General features: G+C 58.4%; 20 protein-coding genes. 13 read left to right on the top strand and 7 right to left on the bottom strand.

The features are described from left to right. Window positions 1–52: 52 nt before the first annotated feature. The 7 genes from SLW75_RS08260 (at window position 53) to SLW75_RS08230 (ending at window position 6,131) form a co-directional block, all read left to right on the top strand. Window positions 53–775, top strand: a complete 723-nt coding sequence (locus SLW75_RS08260; protein WP_192130315.1) for a Crp/Fnr family transcriptional regulator — start codon at window positions 53–55, stop codon at window positions 773–775. A gap of 95 nt (window positions 776–870) precedes the next feature. Next, window positions 871–1,632 carry a YoaK family protein gene (locus SLW75_RS08255; protein WP_410934133.1) on the top strand — a complete coding sequence of 254 codons (762 nt, stop codon included), beginning with the start codon at window positions 871–873 and terminating at the stop codon, window positions 1,630–1,632. Between the two features lie 88 nt (window positions 1,633–1,720). Then, on the top strand, window positions 1,721–1,996 hold the full coding sequence (locus tag SLW75_RS08250; RefSeq protein ID WP_192130313.1) for a metal/formaldehyde-sensitive transcriptional repressor: 276 nt from the start codon (window positions 1,721–1,723) through the stop codon (window positions 1,994–1,996). A gap of 20 nt (window positions 1,997–2,016) precedes the next feature. Further along, window positions 2,017–2,964, top strand: a complete 948-nt coding sequence (dmeF, locus tag SLW75_RS08245; RefSeq protein WP_410934132.1) for a CDF family Co(II)/Ni(II) efflux transporter DmeF — start codon at window positions 2,017–2,019, stop codon at window positions 2,962–2,964. Between the two features lie 35 nt (window positions 2,965–2,999). Continuing rightward, complete coding sequence (locus tag SLW75_RS08240) at window positions 3,000–3,356, top strand: hypothetical protein (protein WP_410934131.1); 357 nt, start codon at window positions 3,000–3,002, stop codon at window positions 3,354–3,356. A gap of 2 nt (window positions 3,357–3,358) precedes the next feature. Next, window positions 3,359–3,529: a DUF1289 domain-containing protein gene (locus tag SLW75_RS08235; RefSeq protein WP_410934130.1), complete on the top strand. Its 171-nt coding sequence runs from the start codon at window positions 3,359–3,361 to the stop codon at window positions 3,527–3,529. A 142-nt stretch (window positions 3,530–3,671) separates the two neighbouring features. Then, window positions 3,672–6,131, top strand: a complete 2,460-nt coding sequence (locus SLW75_RS08230) for a mechanosensitive ion channel family protein (RefSeq protein ID WP_410934129.1) — start codon at window positions 3,672–3,674, stop codon at window positions 6,129–6,131. A 32-nt stretch (window positions 6,132–6,163) separates the two neighbouring features. Here SLW75_RS08230 and SLW75_RS08225 read toward each other — a convergent pair whose 3' ends face one another. Both SLW75_RS08225 and SLW75_RS08220 read right to left on the bottom strand, forming a co-directional pair. Beyond that, a complete protein-coding gene (locus tag SLW75_RS08225) occupies window positions 6,164–7,801 on the bottom strand; it encodes an EAL domain-containing protein (RefSeq protein WP_410934128.1) in 1,638 nt (545 codons plus the stop codon). A gap of 98 nt (window positions 7,802–7,899) precedes the next feature. After that, a complete protein-coding gene (locus tag SLW75_RS08220; RefSeq protein ID WP_296311974.1) occupies window positions 7,900–8,304 on the bottom strand; it encodes a hypothetical protein in 405 nt (134 codons plus the stop codon). Window positions 8,305–8,661: 357 nt separating this feature from the next. Between SLW75_RS08220 and SLW75_RS08215 the strand changes: the two genes are divergently transcribed. The 6 genes from SLW75_RS08215 to SLW75_RS08190 all read left to right on the top strand — a co-directional run bounded on the left by SLW75_RS08215 (window position 8,662) and on the right by SLW75_RS08190 (window position 14,685). Further along, the gene (locus tag SLW75_RS08215) at window positions 8,662–8,817 is read left to right on the top strand and encodes a hypothetical protein (RefSeq protein WP_410934127.1); all 156 of its coding nucleotides are present in this window, start codon (window positions 8,662–8,664) and stop codon (window positions 8,815–8,817) included. Next, entirely contained in the window at window positions 8,818–9,354 is a 537-nt protein-coding gene (locus SLW75_RS08210) for a bacteriorhodopsin (RefSeq protein ID WP_410934378.1), read from the top strand. Between the two features lie 26 nt (window positions 9,355–9,380). Continuing rightward, entirely contained in the window at window positions 9,381–10,214 is an 834-nt protein-coding gene (locus SLW75_RS08205; protein WP_410934126.1) for a Brp/Blh family beta-carotene 15,15'-dioxygenase, read from the top strand. Between the two features lie 335 nt (window positions 10,215–10,549). Then, a complete protein-coding gene (locus SLW75_RS08200) occupies window positions 10,550–11,401 on the top strand; it encodes a phosphate/phosphite/phosphonate ABC transporter substrate-binding protein (RefSeq protein WP_065988842.1) in 852 nt (283 codons plus the stop codon). Between the two features lie 31 nt (window positions 11,402–11,432). Continuing rightward, window positions 11,433–14,351 carry an EAL domain-containing protein gene (locus SLW75_RS08195; RefSeq protein WP_410934125.1) on the top strand — a complete coding sequence of 973 codons (2,919 nt, stop codon included), beginning with the start codon at window positions 11,433–11,435 and terminating at the stop codon, window positions 14,349–14,351. A gap of 94 nt (window positions 14,352–14,445) precedes the next feature. Continuing rightward, window positions 14,446–14,685, top strand: coding sequence for a hypothetical protein (locus tag SLW75_RS08190; RefSeq protein WP_065988840.1), 240 nt, complete (start codon window positions 14,446–14,448; stop codon window positions 14,683–14,685). 23 nt (window positions 14,686–14,708) lie between these two features. Here the strand turns inward: SLW75_RS08190 and SLW75_RS08185 are convergent, their stop codons facing one another. The 5 genes from SLW75_RS08185 to SLW75_RS08165 all read right to left on the bottom strand — a co-directional run bounded on the left by SLW75_RS08185 (window position 14,709) and on the right by SLW75_RS08165 (window position 19,573). Next, window positions 14,709–15,863 carry an ATP-binding protein gene (locus tag SLW75_RS08185; RefSeq protein WP_410934124.1) on the bottom strand — a complete coding sequence of 385 codons (1,155 nt, stop codon included), beginning with the start codon at window positions 15,861–15,863 and terminating at the stop codon, window positions 14,709–14,711. Between the two features lie 213 nt (window positions 15,864–16,076). Further along, window positions 16,077–16,910 carry a phosphodiesterase gene (locus SLW75_RS08180; protein WP_410934123.1) on the bottom strand — a complete coding sequence of 278 codons (834 nt, stop codon included), beginning with the start codon at window positions 16,908–16,910 and terminating at the stop codon, window positions 16,077–16,079. 22 nt (window positions 16,911–16,932) lie between these two features. Continuing rightward, entirely contained in the window at window positions 16,933–17,964 is a 1,032-nt protein-coding gene (locus tag SLW75_RS08175; protein ID WP_410934122.1) for an ABC transporter ATP-binding protein, read from the bottom strand. Further along, window positions 17,961–18,755 carry an ABC transporter permease gene (locus tag SLW75_RS08170; protein WP_065988836.1) on the bottom strand — a complete coding sequence of 265 codons (795 nt, stop codon included), beginning with the start codon at window positions 18,753–18,755 and terminating at the stop codon, window positions 17,961–17,963. Before SLW75_RS08170 ends, SLW75_RS08175 begins: the two co-directional genes overlap by 4 nt. Beyond that, a complete protein-coding gene (locus tag SLW75_RS08165; RefSeq protein ID WP_197985849.1) occupies window positions 18,752–19,573 on the bottom strand; it encodes an ABC transporter permease in 822 nt (273 codons plus the stop codon). Before SLW75_RS08165 ends, SLW75_RS08170 begins: the two co-directional genes overlap by 4 nt. Between the last annotated feature and the right edge of the window lie 47 nt (window positions 19,574–19,620).

The following is a 19,620-nucleotide window of genomic DNA, read 5'->3' as shown; positions in this document are numbered from 1 at the left end:
GCGCTGCACTGGAGTACTCTCCGTTGGTCGTCCCCACTCCTGGAGCTCCACCATGTACACCGCGCCGCAGCCCGTCGACAACCACCTGCTTGCTGCGCTGGCCGATGAAGAACTCGTGCGTCTGGCGCCGCACATGGAGTGGGTGCAATTGGTATTGGGTGAGGTGCTGTATGAGCCCGGGGACATTTTGCGTCAGGTGTACTTTCCCACCGACTCGATCGTGTCCCTGCTGCAGGTTACCGAAAGCGGCGCCTCCGCAGAGATCGCCGTGGTCGGCAACGAAGGGCTTGTCGGCATTGCCGTGTTCATGGGTGGCGAGAGCACGTCCAGCCGCGCGGTGGTGCAGAGTGCCGGAGGCGCCTTCCGCCTGCCCGGCCATAAACTCAAGGAAGAATTCGATCGTCACGGCGAGCTGTTGCTGCTCATGCTGCGCTACACCCAGGCCTTGATTGCGCAAATGTCACAGACCGGTCTGTGCAATCGTCACCATTCGATCGACCAGCAATTGTGCCGCTGGTTGCTGCTGTCGCTGGATCGACTGCAAGGCAATCAGCTGACCATGACCCAGGAACTGATGGCCAACATGCTCGGTGTGCGCAGAGAAGGCGTGACCGAAGCGGCGGGCAAGCTGCAGCGCCAAGGCGTGATCGAATACACTCGGGGCCAGATCAAGGTCCTTGACCGCCCGCGACTGGAACGGTTGAGCTGCGAATGCTATTCAGTGGTGAAGGCCGAGTCCGACCGCTTGCTGAGCTATACCCGACGACGTGAGTGATCAGGTCATTATCAGGGTCTTGAAGGCTCAAGGCGGTGATTGCACGGATCGGATGAAAACGGCGTCAGGAACTTCAGCAGCCACGGGACCCTTTGATGGCGATCAGATACATCCGCAGCCTGACCGGCCGAAGACGCACACCGGACGCTAACCGCCACCTCGGGTTTGTCCTGGCCTTTGTGGCCGGCGCCATCAATGCCGGGGGCTTTCTGGCGGTTCAGCAGTACACCTCGCACATGACCGGCATCGTTTCGTCCATGGCCGATAACGCGGTGCTGGGTGCGTACGACCTGCTGCTGCGCGGGGGCAGCGCCCTCTTGTCTTTCATGGCAGGCGCCGCCTGTTCGGCCATCATGGTCAATTATTCCCGCCGCAGACGCCTGCACAGCGCGTTCGCCCTGCCCCTGTTGTTCGAGGCGTTTTTACTACTCTGCTTCGGCTTTCTGGGCCCCAGGCTGGCGGCCGTGGACGGATTGGTCGTGTCCCTCACGGTCATGCTGCTGTGTTTCATCATGGGCCTGCAAAACGCCTTGATCACCAAGGTTTCCAAGGCTGAAATCAGAACCACGCACATCACCGGCATCGTCACCGACATCGGTATTGAACTCGGCAAGCTCGTCTACTGGAACGGCGCTACACCGCCCGGGCAACCGCGAGTGGTCGCGAACCGCGGGCGGCTGAAACTGTTGACTGCTCTGGCATTGAGCTTTTTCACCGGCGGTGTGGTGGGCGCGTACGGGTTCAAACACATGGGGTACACCGCGACCGTACCGCTTTCGCTGGTCCTCGGCATGCTGGCGGTCGTGCCTGCCCTGGACGATGTGCGGCGCTATTTCCGGCGTGCGTGCCGGGGGTGATCCATCGTTGATCCGTGCCCGAGTCAATCCTTGCATAGGTATAGGGGGTACCCCTATGCTGCATCCCGTCTAGCCAGGGGTGTATCCGATGGGTCATGTCGCAGCCAACAAAAACGATCTTCTCAAGCGTGTCAAACGCATCGCCGGACAACTCCAGGCCGTCGAACGGGCGTTGGAGTCGGACCTCGACTGCGCCAAGACGCTGCACCTTGTCGCCGCCACTCGCGGGGCCATCAACGGCCTGATGGAGGAGATCATTGAAGACCACGCGCGCGCGCACGTGGCGGATCCTGGTCTCAGCGAAGCCGAGCGCAACCAAGGTGTCGAAGAGCTGCTTGAAGCCATTCGTCGTTATTCCAAGTGAACACATCCAGGCGCCCGCTTATGCAAAGTCCGAACATCAACTACCTGCACGACCACGTCTTCCTGGGCTCGGCGCACGATGAGAACGCCAGGCGTACGCTGTGGGTGGTGGCGCTGACGGTGGTGATGATGGTCGGTGAAATCACCGCCGGGTATGTCACCGGCTCGATGGCGCTGCTGGCCGATGGTTTTCACATGGCGACGCATGCCGGTGCATTGGGCATCGCCGCGGCCGCCTATGCTTACGCCAAACGCAACGCTTCCAGCCAGCGCTTCAGTTTCGGCACAGGAAAGGTAGGGGATCTGGGCGGCTTCGCGTCGGCACTTATTCTCGGCATGGTTTCCCTGGGGATCGGCGTTGAATCCGTCATGCGCCTCTTGCAGCCCACCGATGTTCAGTTTGGCACCGCTACCCTCATCGCGATTGCCGGGTTGATCGTCAACATCGTCAGCGCCCTGCTGCTGGGCCACGGGCACAGCCATGGACACGATCGTGAGCACGATCATGACCATCAGCATGATCATCACGGCCATCCCCATGCCCCTCATGGCAACGACAACAATTTGAAATCGGCCTATGTCCACGTCCTCGCGGACGCGCTGACCTCGGTGCTGGCCATCGCTGCATTGCTCGCCGGTCGTTATCTGGGCTGGGTATGGCTGGACCCGGCCATGGGCATCGTTGGCGCCCTCGTTATCGCGCGGTGGGCCTGGACCTTGATGGGCGTCACCGCAGGCGTATTGCTCGATCAGACTGACGCACACGTTGCCGAGGAGATCCGCCAGTTGGTTGAAGAACCGGGAGACGCCACCATCACCGACTTGCACGTCTGGCGGGTCGGCCCCCAAGCCCATGCGGCCATCGTCAGCGTCCTTGGCGCCGCCACTGCGAACGCCGACACCATCCGTGAACGTCTCCAGCCGGTCCATGAAATCAGGCACCTGACGGTCGAATTTCGACCGGCCTGATTGAGCGCTTCTGCCCTGCCCCAGAGGAAATTGCCATGCCACCCGGCAAACGTGAACTGGCGCGAATCGAACACCGGTTAATCGCCACGCTGACCGAAGCGTGCGAGACAGCAAAAAGTGAAATCAAAGGCTTCACCTGGCTGACCCACACGGCTGACCTGAACGCGTTGGCTGACACCCTGAAGGTGATCTGGGTGTTCGAAACGCGGGCGGACAAACAGCGCGCTCAGCTTGAAGCGAAGGCGCGCATTTTTGAGCTGACGGCCATTGCGTTGAATGAAGCCTGCATCGACCTGAAACTCTCGGATCGCAATGTTCGCCTTGACTCCGAAGAGGAATGCCAGTGCGCTCATGAGGGCAACTGGCAAAAGCGACTGGTCAAGGGTGACTGACGATGGCCAAAGAAATTGAAAACCCATGCATCGCGGTGTGCCAGCTCAGGAGTGATCTGTGTGTGAGTTGTGGCCGGACGAAGGACGACATCAGAAAGTGGAAACGCATGAAGCGGCCTGAAAAAATGGCGGCGGTGCAAAGGGCGAGTATGCGTTTGAAGGCGCTGAAATAGGCCTGTGGAGGGTCGTTCGCCATGAGACGGTGCCGTAGGCAGGCCAGATGTTCCAAGCCAGGTTTGTATTGGTCACCGGTATATCTGTACTCTCGAAAACGATACAGCCAGTTGACATTTCTACGGACGGACACCCAATTCAATGCGCGTATTGCCAGACTCTGCTTTGTCTTCCGTCGTTCGGCGCTGGTTAACCGGCGCATTGATGTGCTTAGCGACTATTGCCCATGCTGATGCCTTGCCCGGCAGCACTGCGGCATCGGACTTGCCCTCAACGAAGGCATCACCGATCGCACTGACGGATATTCTTGATCGCGCCGCCGAGGATCAACAGCGCGTGGATATGGCCAAGCGGCTGCTTGCCTCGCCGGACCCGGTTATCCACCTGAGCCGCTCACTCGACGATATCGCTCGTCCTGCTCGCGCCAAACAAAATACGGCTCACAGCGTCGTGTTTGGTGAGTTGCCTGTCATGCGAATTGAAAGCCTGGCTCGGCACTGGGAGTTTGACGCTCGCCGCCTGGAGCGTTGGGATATGCAAGCGCGTCGAGTCTTTGGCCCTTACTCCGACGCTGCCTTGCAACTGGCGCAACGCCGGGCGGTCTGGGCGTCGACCCAGACCGCAGGCCTGCTGGACGGGCTGCCGCCGGTGCTCTCCGCTCGCATCACCAACATGCTCACGCAAGTTGACTCTACCGAGGCGAATCTGGGTGTGGAGCTTTCGCGGCAGTTTGCACTTATGCAGCAAGCAAGCGAGCTTAAAGCCACGATCGAAGCTGGCGGCAACGAAGTGGCCCTGGCGCTCGACACTCTGGACCGCCGGCTGCTACGCATCGATGTTGCGCCGCTCTGGCAGGGCCTTGGTTCGAGCATGGATCAAGCCTCAACCTGGGACGCCATGTGGCGAGGTTTAGAGATCGAGGTGCAATTCGCCCGCGACTACCACTCGGCCGGGACCCGCAATCAGCAGGCCCTTACGCTGGTGCAGATACTGCTGCTGCCCCTGATTCTGTGGTTAGTGGTCCGCAGCCGGCGCACGCGGCGTCTTCAGGAGAATCCGGACAAGCTGACGCGCGCATTACGTCGTCCTTTTTCCACTTGGCTGCTGCTGTGCATGCTTGCGGTACTTGTACTGGAGCCGGATGCTCCGCTATTGGCCCAGGAAATTGCGCTGCTGGTGGCCTTGATTCCTGTGCTGCTATTGCTGCCCAGTGGTGCCCTGCGTGCGCTTGGGGTATGGCCTTATATCGCTGTTTCCATGTATGGGCTGGATCGGTTGGGCATTCTGGCTGCCGATAACGGCGGGATTTACCGGATCTACCTCCTCGCGGTCAACGGCCTTGCCTTGGTGCTGACCCTCTGGCTGCTTTGTCGTGCAATCCCGGCGATGCAGAGTCCTGACAGTCGCTTGCAGCAAGTCATGCGTCCCATCGGCTGGATAGCAGCTGCCTTGCTGACCGTAGCGCTTGGCGCCAACGTCGTCGGCAATACCTCGTTGGCCGAAACGTTAACCAGTGGCGTGATCGATAGCGGTTACATGGCCCTGCTGCTCTATGCAGGCATCGCCGCATGCGTGGGGCTGTTTCAGGCGTTGTTAGGGCAACCGGAGCTCGCCAATCGCCACTTCGTTCGACATCAGGAAACGGCGTTGCAATCTGGATTCACTCGCTTGCTGATGCTTGGCGCTGCCATCGGCTGGCTTCTCTACAGCATGGATCGATTTCGCGTGCTGCGGCCGCTCTACGGCGTGGGCAGCACGGTCATGGAGTTTGGTATCGATGTCGGTGAGTTTTCCCTGAACATTGGCCATCTGCTGGTGTTCCTGCTGTCGTCCTGGCTCGCTTTTTGGGCGGCTCGCACCGTAAGGCGATTGCTTCGTGCAGAGCTGCCCAATCACGCAGGCTTGCCGCGAGGCGTGGGAAATAGCATCGCATCACTTATTTATTATGGCGTTCTGATGCTTGGCCTGTTAGTGGCACTGTCTGCGGCAGGGTTCAAGGTCAGTCAGTTGACGCTGATCTTCGGTGCGCTGGGTGTGGGTATCGGATTCGGGCTACAGAACGTCGTGAATAACTTCGTCTCTGGCTTGGTGCTTATGTTTGAACGGCCAATCCAGCCGGGCGACCTGATCGATGCAACGGGGACCTCAGGCACGGTACGCGAGATCGGCCTTCGTGCGACAACCATCCGCACATCAGATGGCGCCGACGTGGTTGTGCCGAATGGCCTGCTGCTCAATGGCAACCTTACCAACTGGACCCTGTTCGACAAGAGTCGGCGTATCGAAATCCCCATAGCCGTCGCACACGGCTCTGATCCTTCCACAGTACTGTCAGCGTTGGCTGCAGTCTTGCGTGATACACCGGGCGTGGCTGAACAGCCTGCGCCGGTCGTCGTGTTGACCGGCTATGGGGATAACGCCCTTAATTTCACGATAAGTGCCTGGACACACGACATCGGTAGCTGGGTAAGGCTGCGCAGTGAAGTACTTGCGCGGGTATTGGCCGCTCTCCAACAGGCGGGGGTTTCGCTTCCCCATAAGCAGGTTGAGGTGAATTTACACACCGTGCAGGATGAGCAAACGCGTTTCCCGTTATCCTGACAGGTCTGCGACACCTGATTGGCAGCGGCGGCTCATCCATCTGCTTTCGCGACAGTGCGTTCTTCCGAGCCCACATAAGAGATGAACCCTTCTGCGCTCATCGCTTTGGCGAACAGCCAACCCTGGGCATAGCGAACGTTGCGGGAACGCAGATAGGCCAACTGTTCTGCTGTCTCGACACCTTCCGCCACAACAGCCAGTCCCAACGATTCAGCGATGTTGATCAACTGGTCCAAAAGGACCGCTGCCTTTTCAGCGTTGGCAATGCCAACGACGAAAGACTTGTCGATTTTCAGGATATCCAGCGGTAGCTGTTGCAAATACTGCAGACTTGAATACCCGGTCCCGAAATCATCCAGCGCCATCACATAGCCCGACGCCTGAGCTCTGCTGATGGTGTCTTTTGCCGCTTCCAAGTCCATGAACGCGGTTTCGGTTGCTTCCAGCCAGATCTGTGATGGCAGTATCCCTGCCCGCTCTCTTATCCCGTCCAGCACGGCGATGAATCGGCCACTGCTTACGTCAGCTGCAGACAAGTTGATGGCCACATGCATTGAACGATCATTCAACAGCAGAGTGCCGAGATCGTATATCACTTGACTCATGACCTGATCGGTAATGGCCAGGATCAATCCGCTCTGTTCTGCCAACGGAATGAACGCATCAGGAGGGACGGATCCATGACCTGGCTTGATCCAACGTACCAGCGCCTCGGCGCCCACGCAGCGTCCATGTGCCAGCTCGATGATGGGCTGGTAATGGACCACGAACTCATGGTTCTTCACTGCGCGTTCAAGTTCTGCCAGAGGTGAAAGACGGCGCTTCGACAGGCGGACAATACCGAATACCGGCACAACTGCCAGTAACAGACCCAGTGGGATCATGTACAGCGCGTGGCGGACAAGCATGCGCATCAGTTCGGCACGGGGAATCGCCGCAACTGCTATCCAGGAGCCCTGGCGGACCGACGTATACAAGTAGCCGTCCTTAAGTCCTTTTGTCGGGCCCGAATGCGCCAGGGTGACGATGCTTTGAGTGCCGTGATCGCTCGCACGTACGAGATCGCCGTTACGGGTGGCTATCGCCAGCCTGACACGATGATCGAACAGCACATCCAACAGTTGCTCTGAATCCACCAGAACGTTAAACGCCGTGTATTCCAGAGCCATCATTGGCTTGGATGATTCAAACAAGGGCGACACGCCGATCGAGACCTTTACGCCATCGTCAGTCGTAAAATCCGCGGGCCGTGCCTCTATTTTCCTGCCGATCATTCCCCACGAGCCACACACGAAGATGTCCTCGTGGATATAGCCCACCGATTTCACTGACAGCGTGTTTACCGCAACAAGACGCATCTGATCGATGCTTTCCGGGCTACAGGGGCGCAACTCGCTGGCGGCAACTGACTTCAGTGCATCGGAAGCCTGTAACAGCGTCGACTGCGCACGCTGCGACAATAACACCGCAATTTCTTCCAGCTGGCGCTCGGTGCTGTGCAGCGTTAGCAGCCATCCTACTCCGCCCATCACGCCTACTGTCAGACACGTGACGAGAGTACTTGCAATTACGCCCTGCCAGATTACAGACGACCGCATCGGCCCCGCCTTGGTGATAGAGAAAAGGACTGACTGCTTACTTCGCAACGATAGCTTATCCCGGCCGAACATTACTGGCCCGCTCCTCGGCCATCCATCGTTGTCAGTGCGCAGAAATCCGGCGTCACCAAGACAACTTTCAATCCATATCAGCGGCCAGTTGCGGCAGATCAGTCGATGCTGAAGGTGATCGCATAGGGCACCGCCTCACCACGCCTGGCTGATGCGCGCATCTGAAACACCTGCACCGTGTACTTGCCCGACGTCGGTAACGCCCCGGACCAATCCGCATCAACACCACCACTGCCCAATGCTGCGGATTGACCGGGCTTGTCGCCAGGCGCAAACACGTTGAAGTTGGCATTGCGACTGCCCGTGATCCGTACCGTCATGTGCTGACCTGACCTGGCAGACAGCGTGTACTGGACGCTGTCATAGCCGTTGAATGATCCGTTGACCTTCGTACTGTTTGTCCCCTTGGCAAAGCTGACCGGCACAGTCGTCACTTTATCGGCAGCCCAACACAGTGAAGAACTGAACGTGAGTGCAAGACCGTAAAGTATCGCTTTGTTCATATGCGCCCCCTTGGAAAGTGGCTTGAAGCAGCACCTGCGCAACGCCTTGGAGGATGCGCTACGCAGAATCCGATAGCTGATCACCGGCCGACACGTTCAAGCCAGACAGGCGAGTTATCTGTAGCCATCATAGCGTCACTTTTTCGGGCTGCTCGGATCGACGACGTTGATCCCGGAGCAACCTAGTGGTGAATGTGGGGAATGCAGGCCCAGGGAGCGGAGTCTGTCAGCACCAGCGAAACATCTTGAACCAATTTAGTCCGTGACTTCTCTATCTGACTGCAGCGCTCGGCAAAACCTTCTCTGATTGGGAGATGGCGTCGCCAAGCGGATCTCATAGACTATCTGGACACCCCAATGACCCCAATACCTCTGCTCCTGGGCTTCGTCATCATGTCGCTTGCCTCGTTGGCCATCTACGCCAAAGGCGCTCACAGCGGCCCATTGCGCGGCCACACACTGGTCCACTCCGCCGTCCCGTTCATTGCGGCAACGGCCTACCTCTGCATGTAGCTGGGCGTAGGCAACCTGATCAAACCGGACGACAGCGTTACCTATCTCGCTCGCTACGTCGACTGGGCCTTAACCACGCCTCTGCTGCTGGCCGGGGTCGTCAGTTCGGCGTATCTGGGCGGCCGTGAGCAGGAAGGCCAAGCCGGCTTCGTGGCGTCTATCGTGACCCTGGATGTGATGATGATAGTGGCCGGTCTGATCGCCTCGTTGGCGCCTTACGGCACCTTGAAATGGGTATTTTTTGCCTGGTCGTGCGCGGCTTTTGTCGGTGTGCTTTATCTGCTGTGGAAGCCACTGGCGAATATCGCCGGGCAGCATCCGGCCATTGGAGCGGCGTACCGTAAAAATATCGGTTTTCTCACTGTGCTCTGGTTGATCTACCCGGTTGTTTTCGCCATCGGGCCAGAGGGGATATGGATGGTAAGCGATGCCGCAACCATCTGGATCTTCCTGGTACTCGATGTTCTGGCCAAGGTCGTGTACGCCTTCACCTCCGAGCGCAAGTTGCACGCCGCTCTGGCGAAGTCAGGCGCCTGAAAGTGAACAGGATGGGCTGGCTAGTCATGCTGTCGACCGCCGTGATTGCCAGCCTGGCCGGGGCAGCGACGCAGATGACGTTTGCGCTGGCGGTAGGGTTGGGCCTGGGGCTTCTCCACGGGGTAAGCGATATGCATCTGGTGGCAACGGCACGACGCCCCGCTTTCCTCTTTTCCTACCTGGCGACAGCCCTTGGCTGTCTACTCTGCTGGCAGCTGGCAAGTGCGACGGCACTCCTGTTGTTTCTGCTGCTGTCGGCCTGGCATTTTTTCCATGAAGATGAATTGTTCCACGAGCGGCTGACATCGCTGGCGTTGGGGCTCTTCATCATTGGCGGTCCGGCAGTGGTGCATGGGACAGAGGTCGCCCGGTTGCTCGCGTTAACCATCGGCTCGGGCGAACCCCATGGACTGGCGGAACGGCTGACGTGGTTGCTCGCCACAAGCGGCGTCATCGCGCTACCGGTATTGCTGCTGGCCTCCTGGCGCCAACGCAGCCTGTGGTTAGCGGCCACGCTGTTTGCCGTGGTGCTGTTACCACCCCTCGTCGGCTTCGCTGTTGGATTTTATAGCTTGCACGCCGCGCCTCAGACCCAGGTTCGCCAGCGTCTGTTGGGCGCGCCTCACCTGTCTGCCTACCTGCGCCTCACTTGGCCAATATGCCTGGGCGCTGCTCTGTTCATCTTGGTTGGAGGTCTTGTCTTCCTGCTGCAGGAAGGCACCGGAATCCGCGCGCTGTTCGCTGTATTAACGGCCTTTGCAGTACCGCACATGATCGTATTGCCGCGTTTTCTGCCAGTGCGTAGAGCGGCGGGTATAGACGGCCCGCCACCCTCGGAAGCGCGAGTGGTTGAGCGGTAACTGACCCGCACACTAACTCTTTGACCCACTCAGGTCGCCTTGCTTCCACCAGGACGAATGCCGGAGCGGGCCAGACGCGTCACCATCAGGAATGCATCCACTGTCGGAATAACGGCTCTTCCTCCAATCACCTCCCTCATCCAAACGAGTATGGGGTAACGGCCTTATCACAGGGACCAATGCGGGCGGATTAGTGGATCCAATAGACTTAACTCATTATTTAAGCAAAGGGTGCTTAAGATCCCCCGCGCCCGGCCGATTATATTGGATTGATGAGTTTGATTTAACTTTAATCACCGTTGGGTCATAAGCTAGTCTACCGCTGGAGTGAACACGTGACGTTACGCCTAACCTGCAAAGCTTTTATTATTGCGCTGTCTTTTGGGTTGTCAAATGTGGCGAGTGCCGAAGACGTTAAAGTCTACAATTTTTCGCCGGTCAATCAATACAACCTTAATCTCTCAGCCAGTTTCTGGAACCCGATCATTCGGTACGTGTCCGACAAAAGCGGCGTGAACCTGACCCTGAAATTAGGGCGTACCTCCTCCGACACCACCAGTTATGTGCTCGCACAAGAAGTTGATTTCGCTTTTACCAACCATCTTTTCAGTCCAGAGCGCGACAAAATGGGTTGGAAGGTGTTTGGTCGCCGTGACGCCCCTCCCCTGGAAGGGCAAATCGTGGTACCTGCCGATTCCCCCATCCATAGCCTTGCTGAACTGGAAGGCCAGGAAGTCGTGTACCCGGGACCCGAAGCGTTCATCGCTTATAAAGTCACCAGCGCCGAATTGGTAAAGAAAGGGATAAATACGTCTACGGTGTTTGCAGGAAACATGGATGGTGCGTTCAGCCAGCTGATCAGTGGCAAGGCCCAGGCAATGGGGGTTAATTCACAGCTGGTCAGCGGCTACACCGAAAGAGAAGGCAAGTCGTTCCGCGTACTGTGGAACTCGTCCTTGTTCAACGATTTAGCCCTCATGGCCTCCCCCAGAGTGTCTCAAAAAGAACTGACGGCGGTCGCCGATGCATTTTTTAATATGCAATATGATAGTGAAGGCAGCAAAATTCTTCATGACGCGACTGAGCTCGTCCATGCACCTGAACCGATCAAGTTTATTCCTGCGACGGAAGCGGATTATGCGTCCTATCGTGATTTTTATAACAGCGCTCCAGCAAACCATAAGTAATCAATCTCACACCTAGCTGGAGAGGCTGTTAATGAATTTCTTTAAAAGCCTGATGCCCAGATCACTGACGTCGCGCATATTGGCGATGCTGTCCATTTTGATCGTGGTATTTCTGACAACCGGGCTGGGGCTTTTTTATAAAAACCAGATGCTCCAGCACATTGAAGAGATACAAGACAGCGCTAACATGCTGATAGAGGTGGCGGCACAGGCCGTTGAAGAAAGTGTCATCATCGGCGATTACGACACCATCAAAAGGACCCTCGAAAAAACCCTGTCTCGCTCACCGTTCAAGTCGGCCATGTTTATTGACCTGTCAGGTGGCGTCATTCGTCTGCAGGCACCCAAGGCGCCTGCTGGAAGAGCCCCTGCGTGGATAGAATCCGAGGTGGCTGCACGGTTATTCGATGTCAACCGTCCGATAACGATCGGGGGCAAAGATTATGGCGTGATGCGCCTGTCTTTCAATGCCGAGAAAATAGCGGCTGAACTGTGTACGTTGGTGGTGCAGGCGACCGTACTGGCAGTGCTTTTTCTGCTGACCAGTTTGCTGTTGATGGGGTTCATGATCAAACGGTCGCTCGCACACCTGGACAAACTTCACTCTTATGAGGCGGAAATCGCTTCAGGTGCGGTGGCAGCAGAAGCGATGTTGGTGGCAGATGCGCCCGTGGAAATACAGGAGGCCATAAAGGCGGTAAACCGTACGGCAGCCAGTATGCGCAACCACTTTGGTCAGCGCATTGAATCGTTGATGAACACATTGGTGCAGCATAAGAATGCCCTGGACGAGGTTTCGATCGTTTGCGAATTTTCACCCTCCGGCCGTATTACCTATGTTAACGAACGATTCGTATCCAGCGCCCAGCGTTCTCGCGCTGAGCTTCTGGCGTTGACGATCGATGAAGTCTGGAACGGCATGTATTGCGCCACTCAGCCGTGGCAATGGACACCTGAACGTGAAGTGTGGAACGGTGAGGTCAGGCTTTCAGGTCGTGCCGGGACAGATAAATGGCATCAACGCACCATCATCCCGATCCTCGATGACAGGGGCGGCGTTGAAAAATATATCTGCATCGACATCGATATCACCGACCGAAAAGAGTTTGAGGTCGCCATTCTGGATAACTCCAGAAGGCAAAACCTGATCGCCTTGTTTGGCCAGCAGGCATTGACCGAGGAAAACGTCAGAGCCCTGGGTCAACTGGCCGCGCTAACGGCGGCGCAAGGTTTAAAAATGAGCAAGGCAGCGCTATCAGTCGTTGACCAAGTGAGTCACGGGGTGATCCTCAGCGCTGAGATTGGCCTGACCCACGATGACATCCGCCGCAGCTACGCGAGCCAGGTGTCCAGCCGCATGGGCGCTTCGACTGAGCTTGCCATTATTTCCGATGGAGCTGATGACACCTACAAGCTGTTGACTGATGACACAGTGGAAACCCATGGCATCAGAAGTACCCTGGAAGTCGATATATCGTGCAGGGACGTTTTCAAAGGCGTTCTTGGGGTGTATGCCACCACTGACTACGTGTTTACCCGTGAAGATGTTAGCTACATCCAGACATTGGCAAACCTGTTGGCAGCCGCGCTTGAAAGGGATGACGCGAAGAAAAAACTCACCCATCTTGCCGAAAATGATTCGCTCACCACCTTGCCCAATCGCTGGTTTCTCAATAATTACCTGCACGCTGCAATCAGCCGCACAGCCTCCGCGCCATCTGCAATAAGCGTCATCTTTATCGATCTCGACAGATTCAAAACCGTGAACGACACCATAGGGCATTCCGTGGGCGATGAATTGCTTATCCAGGCGAGTCGACGTCTGGAAGAGTACATCGATGAGAACAGCATGGTTGCGCGACTGGGCGGGGATGAGTTTTCGATTGTGGTCACACACCCTGTCTACTCGGCAAGTTTCATCAAATCCCTGGCGGCCCATGTTGTTGACGCAATGGAGAAGCCGTTCAACCTTCGCGGCCAGGACATATTTGTTTCAGCAAGCGTGGGCATCGCCAATTATCCGTTTGACGGAGATGACGCCGGCGTCATCCTCAAGAATGCGGATACCGCCATGTACCATGCGAAAAAAAGTGGGCGTAATAATTTCAAGTTTTATAACGCCGAGATGAACGAAAGTGCCGTTAAACGTCTGCAGACTGAAACACTCTTACGGGGTGCGCTGGAACGCGATGAATTTATTCTGCATTTCCAGCCAAAGGTCAGCCTCGCAGATGGCAGCATCAGTGGCCTGGAGGCTTTGTTAAGGTGGAATCATCCCTCGCTCGGCCTGGTGTCTCCCGCTGATTTTATTCCCATGCTTGAGGAGACCGGCCTGATCATTCCGGTGGGCGAATGGGTCATCCGGAAAGTCTGTGAGACGTTGAAAAGCTGGGAAGACAGTCATATCAGGCTGGTACCCATCGCCATCAACCTGTCCGCCAGGCAGCTTCAGGTAAAAGGCCTGGCCAACATCGTCAAACATATCCTGGAAGAATACGGTATCAACCCTACTCTTTTAGAGTTCGAGCTCACTGAGTCGGTGTTGATGATTGAACCCGAGTCGGCGGTTGAAATACTTCGAGACATCAAGTCATACGGGATAGGCCTTTCGGTCGACGATTTCGGAACGGGTTATTCCAGCCTGGCCTACTTGAAGCGATTCCCTATCGACATCCTCAAAATAGACAGAATGTTCATTAAAGACATCATGAGCAATCATGAAGACGAGGCGATCACCCGAGCAGTCATCGTATTGGCGCATAAACTGGACTTGAAGGTCATTGCCGAAGGGGTCGAAACATTCGAGCAACTGGAGCTGCTGGTGAAGCATGGCTGCGATCAGATACAGGGTTATCTTTTCAGCAGACCCGTACCGAGGGATGAGTGCGCTGCGATGATCAAGTCGTCACGTACGCTGGACATAAGATTTGCTGAACCTGATGTTGCGTAAACCCGTGATATTGAGGTCGCCACACTCTCCAGTTATTGACACACTGTGTGGCAATCTCCTCGGGCACCCCGCCCGACTTCTACCTGGACGTCACATGACACCCAACGCAGAACTCTATAACCCCTCCACCGAATACGCTGACAAGCTGATCTCGCGGATTGGCCAAACACCTTCGTGGATCGCAAAGCGTATCGGTGTGACTGACAAGCGCATCCGCTACATCCTGGATGGCGAAAGGACCGTCAAGGGCGAGACCACCCCGATTCAGATGACCTACACCGAGCAGTTTGCCCTTGAGTGCCTTGTCCAAGAGGCCATAGCCCTCAAAAGGTAACCATTTTCCGGGCTGACTCGAGGCTACAAGCCTTCAAGCAGCCCGTCGGCACGAAGCAGATCAACGATCACGTGCTCATCCACCGCGTAAACGCCCCGGGAAGCCTTCCAGACCAGATTCTTTTCCTGTAAGGCAATGAGCGCTTGTTGCACCCCCGGCACCTCAACCTTGATGGTACTTTCGGCAACGCCTGACTGCTTCATCGCTGTGGCGTACAACGCCATGGTAGGCGCCTCGAACGGGGCGAAGTTATCGCCCATGCTGCCCATGACGCGAATGACGGCCGACTGGATCGGGGTCAGGCTGTGGATCACCTTCTTGAGGTTCGCGTTCAGCTCATCCGCCTGCGCCCGGACCAGCTCGGCAAAACGCTCAGGTACATTTTCAGGGTCGATGAAAAAGTCGAAGCGAATAGCATCAGCTGCTGCGCCAAGCAATTCGGGCCGATAGCCACTTTCTTTGAACAGCTGGAACACTTCTGCCGGATCGAGCGGAGATGGCAGGTCGATATTGGCGCACAGCCAGTCGATGTAGTTCTGATCGAGCGTCGGGAAAGGCACCATCGACGCGCCGAAGAACGCCTGATCCTTGCTGTTGCGCAGCATGGCCAGCTTGTCCCTGTTCGAGCCGGTGCAGACGATACGGAGGCCATGGTGCCGGGAGCTGTTGAGTTCGTCCCTCGCCGCTTTGAGCGCGAACAGCGCCGCCACACCCGCCTCGGTAGTGATCGCGTGTTGCGCTTCATCGATCATCAGCACGATGAGCTTCTTTGATTCGTCGGAGAGCGCCACCAGCGCCGTGGTGAGGTCGATGTCCCTGCCAAGCCCGATTTTATCCACGCTGAAGTTCAAGCCGCCGACAACGACCTTCTCCACGCCGGACGCCTTGGCCAGCCGTGTGATGAAACCGTCGCTGCGACCTACCGCTTCGCGGATCGCTTCCACGATGACCAGACCTGGGTCTTTGGTGAGGTCTTGCCAGAGGTCGGCATACAACACAATCGCCCCCGCTTTTTCCAGCGCAGGCCGCAGGTCTTCACGTGCGAAGGTGGATTTGCCGGTACGCCGTGGCGCTGCCAGGAAGACGCCGGAGCTGGCGGAACTGCCCACCGACACCTGCATGATCAGCTTGGAGAGCCGGGTGGCCAGCTCGGGACGGTGGTAGAGGATTTCAGGCATTTGTAGATCTCTGCACAGCTCTATAGGCAATTATAGAGTGACTATAGACCAATTATAGATATGGGTGAAATCTACGTTTATAGGCGATTATAGAACGACTATAGACTGATTATAGGTAACCCAATTCAGTCGTACGCCAACCATCAGCGCCCGCAGAACATTCGGGCGCCGCCAGGCCAAAGCGTAAGGACAGTCCACCGAGATGGGGCGTGCCTAATCGATCAACCCCTGAGCGTCGTAAAACGGGTACGGCCCCGGGTAATCACCGAACACGCCGTTGTGGGTCACCAGGCCCTGCTCCGCTTCCCAGCGATGCAGCAGATAGCCCGCCGGCTCGAGGTTGAAATGCGCCGGGGCGTCGTCGCGCAGGTCGAGCACGATCTGGTGCGAGGTGCCCGGGCAGGTGCAACTGATGCTGCCGCCGAAGCGCCGTTGCATCGGCCGATGCAAATGACCGCACAGCACCCGTTCGACTTGCGGGTGCCGTGTGATGACCTGCTCAAGCGCCGCCCCGTTAATGAACGCTTCGCGCTCCATGTGGCCGATACCGGTGACGAACGGCGGGTGGTGCATGATCACCAGGGTCGGCACCTCCGGGCGCCGACCGAGCACGTCATCCAGCCAGGCCATCTGGCTGTCCAGCACTTGGCCGCCGTGGGCACCGGGGATCGTCGAGTCCAGTCCGATCAGACGCACCGGGTGCTCTTCGACGACCCAATCCAGGGGCGACTGGGGACAGAGCGGCAGGTAAACGTGATCGGCAAATTCGGCCAGCAGGTGCTCGCGGACGTCGTGATTACCGGGCACCAGGTAATACGGCATGCTCAGGCGCGCCAGCTCGGGGTGCAGGACGGCGTATTCATCCGGCCGACCGAAGTCCACCAGGTCGCCACTGATCACCACGATGTCCGGCCGCGGCGCGCTGGCGTTCAGATGATCGACCGCGCGACGCAAGGCGCCGAGGGTGTCGACCACGCCATAGGTCAGCTTGTTGCCGGCTTTAAGGTGCAGATCGCTGATCTGCGCGATGAGAAACGGGGCGTTCACATTCAACTCACTTAAACAAGGATCACGGGTGCAGGGCGAACAGCGCCTGCGGCTCGATGGCCAGGGCAATGAGATCGCCCGGCGCATGAATAACGCTGTCGGCGCTGTCGACCAGCAGCGGTTGCGCGGCGCCGACCTCAATCAGCAAGCGGCTTTGCGCGCCCTGAAAAAACTGTCCCAGCAAACGCCCGTGCAGGTGCCCTTCGCGCGTCACCACCCGCAGATGCTCAGGCCGGCAATACACCGTGGATGGCTCACTCGCCTCAGCCCAGGGCAGCTCGCCGCCGCTGACTTTCAGGCCGTTGACGGTACGGCCTGCCACCGAAAAGGCATTGAGGTTGCCGACAAAACCGGCCACGAAAGGATTGGCCGGCTGCTGATAGATTTCACGCGGCGTGCCGAGCTGGGCGATGCGCCCTTGCTGCATGACCAGAATCCGGTCGCCCAAGGCCATGGCTTCGCCCTGATCGTGGGTGACGAACACTGAGGTGATGCCGAGGCTGCGCAACAGCTGATCGAGTTCGCTCCGCAGGCGTTCACGCAGTTGCGCGTCCAGTGCCGCGAGGGGTTCGTCGAGCAGCAGGACTTTCGGCCGTGGCGCCAGCGCGCGGGCCAACGCCACCCGCTGACGCTGTCCGCCGGACAGCTCATGAATGCCGCGTTTGGCGTGCTCTTGCAGGCCGACCAGTTCCAGCAGTTCGGCGCAGCGTTTGTTGCGCTCGGCAACAGACATGCCGCGCACCTTCAGGCCATAAGCGATGTTGCCTTCCACGGTGAGGTTGGGGAACAGCGCGTAATTTTGAAAGACCATGCCGACGTCGCGACGCTCGATGGGCAGACGGGTGACGTCTTGATCACCGAACAACACCTGGCCTACGTCCGGCCGCTCCAGCCCGGCGATCATCCGCAGGGTGGCGGTTTTACCGCAACCGGACGGGCCGAGGATCGCCAGGGTCTCCCCCGCCTCGATGGTCAGGTTGAGGTCGTGAACGGCAACAGTGCCGTCGGCGAAAGCCTTGCGGCAGCCGATCAGGCGCAGCGTGGTTCCAGTCATCTTTGCTCTCCACGGGAAAGGCGCGCGCTGATGGCCTGCAACGCCACCAGCAGCGGCACGATCATCAGCAGAAATATGAGGGTGTAGGCGCTGGCGACTTCCAGCCGCGCCGAGGCGTAACTGTCCGCAAGACCGACCGGCAGGGTTTTGGTCATGGGCGTGTGCAGCATCCACGTCAGGTTGAATTCGCCCAGGGACAGCGTCACCACCATCAGCACGCCGGCGAGAATCCCCGCCCGGCAGTTGGGCACCACCACGCTGAAAAACCGTCGCAACGGCCCGGCACCGAGACTGGCGGCGGCCTCCTCCAGCGTCGGCAGGTGCTGACGCTGCATCACCGCCATCACTGGCCGCACCAGAAACGGCAACGTGAACAGCACATGGCCGACGAGGATGAACAGCCAACTGCTGCGAAAACTGCCGAACTGGCCGTAGGTCAGCAGCAGGGCCAGGGCGCTGGCCAGGCCGGGCATCGCCACCGGCAAGACCATCAATTCCTCGAAGGCGCGACTGAAGCGGTTGTTCATCCGCACCAGCGCATAGGCCGCCGGGACGCCGATCACGCAGACGCACACCGCACACGCCACCGCCAGTTGCAGGGACAGCCACACCGTCGGCGAATAGGCCTGCCAGACTTGCGCGATCCAGTCGAAGGTCAGTCCGCTGGACACGCCCTGAAAGTAATTGCGGGTGAGCCCGGCCACCAAGGACATCAGCACCGGTACCAACATGAAGGCGCAGACCAGCAGCGTGAACAGCAGCTGCGCGATGAACAGCGAAGAGCGCTTCACAGGACCGTCCTCGATTGCTTGACCATGCGCCGCGCGAGCAGCAACACCGCCCAGGTCAGCGCGCCGAGCACCACCGACAGCGCCGCCGCGACAGTGAAGTTGGCGTAGTTGGTGAACACGTTGTAGATCGCCACGGGGGTGACGTTCAGCTGGGTGCCGAGGGTGAACGCCGTGCCGAACGCGCCCATGGACGTGGCGAAACAGATCGCCCCGCAGGACACCAGCGCTGGCGCGAGCCCTGGAATGATCACGTCACACACCACGCGCCAGTGCCCGGCGCCGAGGGAGTGGGCGGCCTCCTCCAGGCTGCGGTCGAGGCTTTCGCACGCGGCCATAATCGTGAGGATCACTCGGGGAATCGAGAAATACAGGTAGCCGAGGAACAGCCCCGCCAGGGAATAGGCGAACACCCAGCGCTCACCCGCCAGCTTCAGGCCGAGCATGGCGAACAGCCCCTGCCGCCCTGCCAGCAGAATCACCAGAAAGCCCACCACCACGCCAGGAAACGCCAGCGGAAAGGTCAGCAGCGCCACCAGTGTGGTGCGACCGAAAAAACGCTGACGGGCGAGAAATACGCCGGTGATGCCGCCGACCAACAGCGCGGCGAGGGTTACCACAGCAGCCAGCACACAGGTTTGCGCCAGGCTGCCCAGATACTGCGGGCTGCTGAGCACTTGCCAGTAACCGCTGCCGGCGCCGTCCCGTTGCTGTCCGCCGAGCACTATCAGGTGCGCCAATGGCAGCAGCCAGAACGCCGCCAGTACTGCCGCGGCGGGTGCGAGGGCCCAAGCGGCCGTCGGGCGCAGACGCCGTTTCAACAACCCACCCGCAGCCACGTTCTGCGCCTTCGACACCGTGCTGCTCA

Source organism: Pseudomonas sp. W5-01 (genome assembly GCF_046540435.1).
Taxonomy (GTDB): Bacteria; Pseudomonadota; Gammaproteobacteria; order Pseudomonadales; family Pseudomonadaceae; genus Aquipseudomonas; species Aquipseudomonas graminis_B.
Note: the sequence above shows the minus strand (reverse complement) of the source record. Positions and strands in the feature narration are given on the sequence as shown.